The organism is Aeromicrobium sp. Leaf291 (genome assembly GCF_001423365.1).
Taxonomy (GTDB): Bacteria; Actinomycetota; Actinomycetes; order Propionibacteriales; family Nocardioidaceae; genus Aeromicrobium.
This window is the reverse complement of the sequence record NZ_LMNM01000002.1, coordinates 482,061-490,966: the sequence shown is the minus strand read 5'-3', so window position 1 is coordinate 490,966 and position 8,906 is coordinate 482,061. Positions and strand designations below refer to the sequence as shown.

At 68.9% G+C, this 8,906-nt stretch carries 10 protein-coding genes; 4 read left to right on the top strand and 6 right to left on the bottom strand.

Annotated elements, in window-relative coordinates:
- The first annotated feature begins 94 nt into the window (after positions 1 to 94).
- The 4 genes from ASF35_RS18525 (at position 95) to ASF35_RS12050 (ending at position 2,534) form a co-directional block, all read left to right on the top strand.
- Positions 95 to 826, top strand: coding sequence for a DUF6318 family protein (locus ASF35_RS18525; RefSeq protein ID WP_255354067.1), 732 nt, complete (start codon positions 95 to 97; stop codon positions 824 to 826).
- 206 nt (positions 827 to 1,032) lie between these two features.
- Complete coding sequence (locus ASF35_RS12060) at positions 1,033 to 1,527, top strand: hypothetical protein (RefSeq protein WP_162239314.1); 495 nt, start codon at positions 1,033 to 1,035, stop codon at positions 1,525 to 1,527.
- Positions 1,528 to 1,564: 37 nt separating this feature from the next.
- A complete protein-coding gene (locus ASF35_RS12055; protein WP_055967704.1) occupies positions 1,565 to 1,936 on the top strand; it encodes a DUF2256 and DUF3253 domain-containing protein in 372 nt (123 codons plus the stop codon).
- 58 nt (positions 1,937 to 1,994) lie between these two features.
- Complete coding sequence (locus tag ASF35_RS12050) at positions 1,995 to 2,534, top strand: hypothetical protein (protein ID WP_055967701.1); 540 nt, start codon at positions 1,995 to 1,997, stop codon at positions 2,532 to 2,534.
- 1 nt (position 2,535) lies between these two features.
- Here the strand turns inward: ASF35_RS12050 and ASF35_RS12045 are convergent, their stop codons facing one another.
- From ASF35_RS12045 to ASF35_RS12020, 6 genes are all read right to left on the bottom strand, one after another.
- Complete coding sequence (locus ASF35_RS12045) at positions 2,536 to 3,183, bottom strand: dihydrofolate reductase family protein (protein WP_055967698.1); 648 nt, start codon at positions 3,181 to 3,183, stop codon at positions 2,536 to 2,538.
- Positions 3,184 to 3,190: 7 nt separating this feature from the next.
- A complete protein-coding gene (locus ASF35_RS12040; RefSeq protein WP_055967695.1) occupies positions 3,191 to 5,008 on the bottom strand; it encodes a hypothetical protein in 1,818 nt (605 codons plus the stop codon).
- A gap of 73 nt (positions 5,009 to 5,081) precedes the next feature.
- The gene (locus ASF35_RS12035; protein ID WP_055967691.1) at positions 5,082 to 5,717 is read right to left on the bottom strand and encodes a DUF4352 domain-containing protein; all 636 of its coding nucleotides are present in this window, start codon (positions 5,715 to 5,717) and stop codon (positions 5,082 to 5,084) included.
- Between the two features lie 195 nt (positions 5,718 to 5,912).
- The gene (locus ASF35_RS12030; protein WP_156368031.1) at positions 5,913 to 6,503 is read right to left on the bottom strand and encodes a hypothetical protein; all 591 of its coding nucleotides are present in this window, start codon (positions 6,501 to 6,503) and stop codon (positions 5,913 to 5,915) included.
- A gap of 77 nt (positions 6,504 to 6,580) precedes the next feature.
- Positions 6,581 to 7,240: a hypothetical protein gene (locus tag ASF35_RS12025; RefSeq protein WP_055967685.1), complete on the bottom strand. Its 660-nt coding sequence runs from the start codon at positions 7,238 to 7,240 to the stop codon at positions 6,581 to 6,583.
- A complete protein-coding gene (locus tag ASF35_RS12020; RefSeq protein WP_200931759.1) occupies positions 7,237 to 8,895 on the bottom strand; it encodes an NERD domain-containing protein in 1,659 nt (552 codons plus the stop codon). Before ASF35_RS12020 ends, ASF35_RS12025 begins: the two co-directional genes overlap by 4 nt.
- Positions 8,896 to 8,906 lie beyond the last annotated feature (11 nt).

Below are 8,906 nucleotides of genomic sequence, written 5' to 3'. Positions count from 1 at the left end.
CCGAACCTAGCCGCCCACCCGGACACCCCGCTCCCACCCGTCCCCACCCGTCCCCCAAGAGGTAGGTGGCCCGCGGAACGGCGCGTCGCGGTAGGTGGCCCGCGGAACCCGAGCCCCGGAGGTAGGTGAGCCGCGCTTAGCGGACCCGTATCCGCGGCAGACCTACCGCTTGTCCAGGAATTGCGCGCGTCACCTACCTCGGACGTCCCACCGGAGCTGGGGACAACGGTCTTCACGTCCCCGAGCGATTTCGCTAGGTTCGGACCGTCAGATCGGGGGATCCACGTTGTCAGCCATCACCAGAACCGCCGCCATCGCGGCCCTTCTCCTCGCCTCCGCCTGCTCAGGCCAGCCCGAGGTCCTCGAGCCTGACCCAAGGGCGACTGCCGCGCCCTCGTCCTCCTCTAGCCCTCCTCCGATATCTGGGCAAGCATCCGAGGCCACACCCGAGGGCGCAGTGGCCTTCGCAAACAGTTGGGTCGCCTCTCTGAATTACGCAATGGAAACCGGCGACACCACGCAGCTGAGTGACATGTCATCCGATGGGTGCGGCGGCTGCGACTCCTACATCGGGAAGGTCGACGGGATATACGGAGCAGGGGGTCGTCTGACTGGGGGTGGCTGGAGCGCCTCGGATTTCGAAGTCGAGGTCAAGCAGTCGCGTGCGATTGTCTACTTCAAAGCATCTTGGGACGAAGGGAAGTTCACAGAGGAGCGCGGAGCGGCGGAGCAAGTAAGTCCGTCCGGCAGTGACCAACTGTTCCTGGAGCTTGGCTTCGCTGACACCAAGTGGGAAGCGCTGGCCCTTGAGCGGACGGCAGACTGATGCATGCCGTCGCACTACTCGCAGCGTTCCTACTGCCAGCCGCCTTCCCCGGTGACACCTCTGTGAGGCCGGGGGGCCCGCTTGACCCAAAGGTCGTCATCGACCAGAGCGATCGTTCCCGTCCCTCGACGCGGCCAGGCAGCGATGTCAAGAAGACCAGCTCGCAAGACGGTCCCGACCGGACTGGATGGGTGGTGCTCAACTGTGTGATCACCCAAGACGAAGTGAATTGTCCCGACGCCCAACCTGCCGCCGCCCCTCAAGTCACCGAGGGCGACATCCGCCGCGCCGTCAGCGAGATCCCGATGCCGTCATTGCAGATCCAGGTGCAGCCGGGCGAGCGGACCCTCGTGAACGTCCCGACGATCTTCCACACCGACCCGCGGACGCTGCGCGAGAGCGTGACGCTCCTGGGCTTCGACATCGACGTCGAAGCCACTCCCACTCGCTACACCTGGCACCCGGGCGATGGGACCTCGAAGACCACCACCAAGCCCGGCCGCCCCTACCCGGCGAAGGACGTCACCCACACCTACCGCCGTGTGGCCGACGAGGTCCGGCCTCGCGTCGACACCACCTATTCGGTCCGGTACCGCGTCGACGGCGGCGCCTGGACTCCCCTCGGCCAGACCCTGACCGCGACCGGCGAGTCCACGTCGCTCGAGGTCGAGGAGGCCGCCCCCGTCCTCGTCGCCCGTTGAACGCGCGAGACCGTCCCGGTCGACGGAGACTAGGACGGTGCCACCCGAACCGAAGACCTGCGCCTCCTGCGGACGGACGATCGAGTGGCGCAAGAAGTGGGAGCGCGACTGGGACCAGGTGCGCTACTGCTCCACCGCCTGCCGCAAGCGCGGGGTGACCAAGACCGATCAGGCATTGCAGGACGCGATCCTCGAGCTGCTCGACCAGCGGGCCGCCACCTCGACAATCTGCCCCTCCGAGGCCGCGAAGCAGGTCGACTCCGAGGGCTGGCGCGACCTCATGGAGCCCGCCCGGCGCGCCGCCCGGCGTCTGGTCGACGAGGGCATCGTCGAGATCACGCAGGGCGGTCACGTCGTCGATCCGTCGACCGCGAAGGGGCCGATCCGGGTGCGAAAGACGCGCGGCTAGTCATCTCGCTGGCACCAGCCGACGCCCCGTCAGGACCGATCGTCTAACGTCGGCAGACGTGGCCAAGATCCTCCCCCAGTTCGCCCGGTGGACCCCCGTAGCACTCGACGTCCTGCGCGAGACCGCGTCGCGCTACGGCGCCGTGATCACCGTCTCCGACCTCGCCGACGAGGTACTCAAGCGCACCCGCGTCGAGAGCCCGACGTCGCGCCGCACCTGGCTCGGTGACCTCATGGAGATCACCGCCCTCGCAGCCGCCCGCGCGGGCGACCCGCCCCTCACGTCGCTCGCCGTCCAGCGCGACGGCACGGTGGGCGACGTCTACGGTCGCGCCGTGCTGGCCGCGACCGGCGACGTCGTGAAGAACGTCGAGCAGCGCGCCGCCGAGGACCGCCTGCTCTGCTACCAGGCCCTCGCCACCGACCTGCCCGCCGACGGCGGCACTCCCCGACCGGCCCGCGTTCGCACGACGCGCGCAGCGTCCGGATCCACCACCACCGTCAAGCGTGCAGTGAAGCCGGAGGACCGGCCCGCGAAGATTTGCCCCACCTGCTTCATGGCGCTGCCTGCGACGGGCATCTGCGACAACTGCGACTAGCTCAGGGCGTCTTCTTCTCGAAGGTCAGGTGTGTGACACCGCTCGGCGACGCGACGACCTCGACGTCGTAGTCGGCCTCGAGTCCCTCGAGGCCGCTCCACAAGTGCGCGCCGCGGCCAAGCACGATCGGCACCTGCACCACGTGCATGTGGTCGACGAGTCGCGCGGCGAGGAATTGCCGGACCACGTCGGCACCGCCGCCGATCCTGACGTCGAGGTCGCCGGCCGCCTCCTTCGCGAGAGCGAGAACCTCCGCAGCTGACGCGTCGACGAAGTGGAACGTCGTGCCGCCGTCCATCTCGATCGAGGCCCGCGGCCGGTGCGTGAGCACGTAGACCGGCGTGTGGAAGGGCGGGTTGCCGCCCCACCACCCACGCCAGTCCGCGTCGTCCTGCCAGCCGGGTGACCCGAACTTGTTGGCACCCATGATCTCCGCACCGAAGCCATGCTCGTGCTGCTGCGCGAAGGCGTCGTCAATCCCCGTGCTGCCGGAATCGCCGCCCATCATCGCGGCACCGAACCGAGTGGCGAACATCCACGCGTGCAGCCGCTGACCGGCGTGCCCCATCGGCGTCTCGAGCGACTGCGGCTCCCCCGCGGCGAACCCGTCGAGGGAGATGGACAGGTTGTGGATGCGGACGCGGGTCATGGCGTGATCATGGCCGCATCTCGTCGTGGGGCGCCACCCTCGACAGCTGCACCTGGGTGCCCCGTCGCCAGAAGTGCAGACGCCGCGCACTCGGGGTGTGCTGCTGCAGCGCCACTCGCCAGCAGTACTCCCCCGGGTGCCGCTCCACCCACGGGTCGTCGCCGCCGGGCCCCATTCGCAGACGATGCATGTCGCGGCCGGGCATCGAGTCGGCGAGTCCGGTGAGCACGTGGACCACGACCTCAGCGACCTTCGATCGCGCCACTCCGTCGACTGACGCCAGGGAGGCGAGGAAGTCGGGCCCGAGCGTCCAGTCGTCCGGGAGTGGGCGCTGCGCCTTCTCCGCGGCCGGTATTACCTCGACCCAGGCGACGTAGACGTCGTGACGGAACGCCGACTCGGCGTCGACGAAGCGTCCTTCGCTGCCGGAGTCGCTGCGCGACGCCGGACGGGACCTCTGCAGCTTCTTGCGCAGCTCCCTGGTCTCCGTGCGCTTGCGCTCGACGTCGGCGACGGCGCGATCCCGCTCCTGCTCCAGTCGCCCGAGCCGCGAGACCAGCTGGGCCATCTCGTGCCTGAGGGCCTCGGCCTTCCGCTGGATGTCGGCACGTGCCGCTCGCTCCAGGTGAAGCTCCTTGACCGACGCCGGCGTGGCGACAGGGTCGACGACCGTGGGTGAAGGCTGGACCGTGCGCGCGCCATCGCCGGTCTCTCGCCGCCGAGGGTCGAGATCCAGAGGTGAGGGCCGCGCCGGCCTGGGTGACTCCGTCGTCGCGGCCACAGGGGCCCTGACGACTGGGGCGTCCGCATCGTCCACCAGCGCCGGAACCGTCATCTCGGCGGCATCGACCTGCGGCGGTGACCACGGCGGAACCGGTACGTGCGCCGGCGTGGACTCCGCCTCCACCACGAGCCAGGCCGGCCCACCTGGAAGCAACGCGGGCACCTCCCGCACCGGTTCGTCGTCGTCGACGTCGACGAGCGAGAGGAGCCACCTTCCGGCGCGCACCACATGCGCCACCACCACCTCACCGACCGTCATCAGGTCGCGCGGGTCGTCCAAGGGATTGCCGGTGATGCCGTGGACCCCGATCTCGACGCGCACGCCCGGGTACGGCTCGACGACGGCGCGGTCGCGCCCCACGTCAGCAACGCGGACCAGCACTGCGTCTCCGGGCGCATAGTGCTCGAGCGCTTCGATGGCGGGGCGCACCTGGTTGCGCACGTCGAGCAGACCGTCGGCCGTGACCCACTCTCCCGTGACCTCCTGACCAGTTCGCACGACCCGTTCGATCGGGACCCCTGGGACTGCGAGCTCCTCGCGCAGCGCTGCTCGGCCGAAGTCGCCCTCGACGATGCCTCGACCAGCCAGCACCCCGACGACACGTCCCGTGACGGTTCTGCGCTGCACGGCGCGCCGTTCGAGCAGACCGGCCTCGAGTGCAGCCTGCATGGCGTCGGCCTCGAGCAGAGCCTCGATCCGTGCGCCCTGGTCCGGGCCGAAGCACAGGTAGAGCCGGGACGAGCGAGGTCGCGACATCCACGTGAGATCGGTGGAGTAGACCCGTGCTGCGTCACCGTAGACCTGCGTCTCGGGCGGCAACGACGAGCTCAGCGCCCAGGTGACCTCACCCGTGGGCACGACGTGGACCTCGGCGTAGTCACCGACGCCGGCAGCGACCTGTTCGGCATCGATCCACGGCTGGTCGCCACGTCCGACCCCGTGGGACACGACCACCACAGGATGCGTGCGACGCGCGTCGAGCAGGTGGGAGGCGAGGAGCTGCGCGGCCTCACGTGTCTCGACGAACGTCACCGCGCCCACGGCTGCTCCTCTCGGTCGTTCCGGCCACCTTGCCACCGAGGGGTGACAAGGGTGGCCGGAACGGTTGACTCGGTCAGAGTCCGAGGTCGACGTACGCTTCGCCGCGACCGAACAGGTCGCTCACCTCGAGCTGTCCACCCTCCACGGCGGCCTCCGGGACGTCGAACACGAGGATGCCGGTCTTCGGGACGTCAGGCTGCATGTCCTCGAAGATCAAGGTCTCACCGTCGTCGCCGCTCGCCGCGATGGTGCCGTCGCTGTCGGTCGAGTACTTCTTGCCGTTGGATCCCACGAAGACCGCCGCGGAGTCGAGGAAGGTCTTCGTCTCGTCCTTCGTGTTCTCGATCGTGACCTCGACGATGACGTAGGTGCCGCCGGCCTCCTCGGAGAAGAACTCGCTGCCGACCGACCCCTGCGTCTTCGCGCTGTTGACCGTGTAGGTCGTTCCCTCGAGCTCGACCGACTCGCCGATGGCCACGGGGTTCGCCTGCGTCACCTTCGCGCCGTCGTCCGAGCCGCCGGACCCGCCACCGCGGGTGGCTCCTTCCTCACCGCCGCTGCCGAGCGCCGCGGCCACGATGATCACGCCGACGACGATCGCGGCGATCCAGCGCTTCTTCTTGTACCAGGGCCGCGAGGCCTTCGCATAGGCCTTCGCCGCCTTGGCTGCGGCCTTCGGGTTCTGCTGCTCGTGCTGAGTCTCGGACATGGTCGATCCCCCGTCTTCGGTGATGTGGAGTCGTCACCGTAGGGCGGATCGGCCTGTGCTCTCAGCGATTCCCGTGGCTCGATGTGACCACTCGACCTGACTCGGGAGCATGGCTTCCCCTGTGCTCGTCCGTGACCGCTGGACGTCGGACCCGTAACCACGAAGTCGCACCCTGCACAGACGCTCCAGGGAATGTCAGCGCGGCTGTCCAGCGACGATCCGCCCAGGTCCCGTCCCCAGGAATGCGCTCAGTCTGGCGGGCGCGGAGTGCCGGCGGAGTACGTTCAACGAGCTCAGGCCCGTCGCGAGATCGACTGGGCCCACGGTCACCAGGCGATCGCCAAGGAGCATCTCCGGTTCTGCGGCGACGAGGTCGAGGTGCGGGACGCCCACGACGACGGCCGTCCGGCGAGCACGGGCACGGTGACGGACGGCCGTGAGCCAGTCATCCCGGTGGTCCACCAGACCGTCCGCTCCGTCGATCACCAGGAGGTCCAGGACCTCGAGATCCGATTCTCTCGGCTCCGTCAGCAGCGCCCCGAGGCCGTCTCCCGCCCCCATGACTCGGAACGTGCCCTCCACGCCACCGGCATCGCACACCGCGATCCCCAACGTGTTCCCATCGACGTGCCGTGACGCCACGAGCGTGGAGCGGCCGGCAGCGGACGCTCGGGCGGCGATGTCCGTCATCACGACGCCTCGTTCGATCAAAGGGCCGCAGACGACCCACACGCAACCGAGCCCGAGCTCGCCGGCCAGCTCGCCGATCACCCCGTCGAGCTTCACGGAACGACTTTCGTAGAAGTCCCGCGCCCCCATGGCGTCAGCGAGGCGAAAGGGCGGAAGACCCGACGGTGCGGTACTCACAAGGATCGCTGAAGCTTCCAGATCGCGTGGTCGAGCTCGGTGACGTCGTCGAAGGGGTGCGTCGACGCGATCAACAGGTCGCGAACGTACTCGCTGCTGAACCGATCGCCCGATCCATCGCTCCTGGCGGCTCGACCCGCGTACCTGATGACGTGCACGTCGGCCTTCACGTCCGGATGACCGAGCAGCATCGAGAAGTAGGACCAGGTCACCGGGCCCAATCCCTTCGTCCCGATGTAGGCCCACTTCGCCGCGAGTCGACGCTCGGGATCAGCGAGGTCGATGGCGTGCACGACACCTTCCTCCACCAACCGACCGGCAGCTTCGTCGACCACGTCCACCTTGGGTCGGCCACCCGTGGTGGACCGGTTCGAGGCGACTGCGCCGAGGCTTGGGCCGGCCTGGCCCGCCAGGAACGTCAGGTCGTCGGGCCGGTCCACCCCTCGCGCCTCGCGCCAACGTGCGACGACACGTCGAACTCCGACGTCGGGAGTGGCGCCGTACTTCGCGCGGATCGAGAACACGGCATCGATGAGCGCTGACTCGATCTCCTCCGGGTAGCCCCCAGGCCAGCCCGGGTCCTCCCTGGTGGGGAAGTCCTTCAGTATCGCAGCGTTCAGCGCTGCGAGGTCGTCACGAAATCCGGGCACGGTCACGCTCCCCTGATCTTCCTCAGAACCGCAGGTCCCCCGACCGCCTCGATGTGCTCCGGGTCCCCGCACACGACGAGCAGGTCTCGTGCCCGGGACAGGCCGACGTAGAGCCGCTCCATGGCGCGCTCACGGTCGGGCTGCTCGTTGAGCGCGAGCACGACGGCGGGGCGCTCGAGGCCCTTGAAGCCCATGACGTGCCCGTAGAACACCTGGTCCTTGTCCCAGAAGGAGTCCCAGTAGGCCTGCCAGCCGTCCTCCTGCCGTGCCTTCTGCTCGGGGTGGCGCGGGCCGGTGGCGACGAGCGCGAGATCCGAGGGCTGCCAGCCCTCCTCGAGCAGCTGCTCGACGACGTCGTCGGCGTGCTCGATGGCCTGCTCCCAGTCGCACGGGACGAACCGCACCTCGGGACCGTCGTGCTGCGAGATGCGCATCTTGTTGGGCGCCATGGACGAGAACGTCGACGAGATCTGCTTGGTGTTGCGCAGGTTCTGGTCGAGCACGAGCGTCACGAGGTCGGCGGGCGGGCCGCCGAAGCGGGAGAACACCCGCTGGCCCTCGTCGGAGAAGACGTAGAGCCCGTCGTCCTCGTACTTCAGCGCCTCCATGACCACCGGCCACCAGAGGTCGGCGAAGTCCTGCGCCTCGTCGATGACGATGGCGTCGTAGAGGTCCCCCGTCGCCTGCTTGCAGGCGAGGTCGAGCATGATCTCCGGAAGCTCGACCTCCCAGAAGTTCGAGTCGTCGTCGCTGCCCTCGGGCGCGCCCCACTCCTGACCGATGCCGTGGAAGGTGCCGACGTAGGCAGGCTGCTCGCGGTGGTCGAAGGTGGCCACGCGCCGCTGCATCCACTGGGAGAGACCCCGGGAGTAGCAGATGAGGGCGACGCGCTTGCCCTGCCGCGCAAGACGACGCGCCTGCTCCACGGCCAGCCACGTCTTGCCGCTGCCGGCTCCCCCACGCACCTCCACGCGCGTGATGAGGCTCGTGACGTCGAGGATCCGACCTTGCTCGGCGCTGAGCCGCTCGACAACGTCGTCGCGCTCGGCGATCCGCGCCTCGATGGACAGTTGCCCCTCGCGCTGCGGGAGGAACCGACCGCTGAGTGCCGCGTGGATCGCGACGGCGTCGTCGGCGTCGCTGGCCCGCTTGTCGTTGTCCTGCACGTCGAGCAGGGTCCGCAGCCGATTGCCGATGTCGGCGAGGTCGCCTGCGTCGACGACCATCGACCGCTCGCACTCGGGGTGGGAGAACTTGGGGTCGACCTCGCTCACCGGCAGCACGATCGCGTGCGCCCAGCGGATGGGCGTGCGTCCGGCCCAGGCCATCGACTCCTCGACCCACTCCTTGAGGACGTACTTGTTGTTGAGTGCCTGCTCGACGGGACGGATCTTCTTCGGCGCCGGGTTCCACTCCTGCCACCACGTCTCGCCGTCGTGCCAGACCTTGTTGCCCTTGACCTCCAGGACGACGACGCCGTGCCCGTGCAACACCACGGCGAAGTCGAGCTCGTGGTCGGCGCCGCGCTTGGTGAAGCGCTGGTTGGCGATGATCAGGTCGCGCTCCCCCAGCTGCGCGACGAGGGCGGCCCACACCCGCCGTTCAGAGGCGTTGACGAACGACGGCTCGGACGGCCAGGTCATGGGGGAAGTCGACGACATGGGTCGGATCC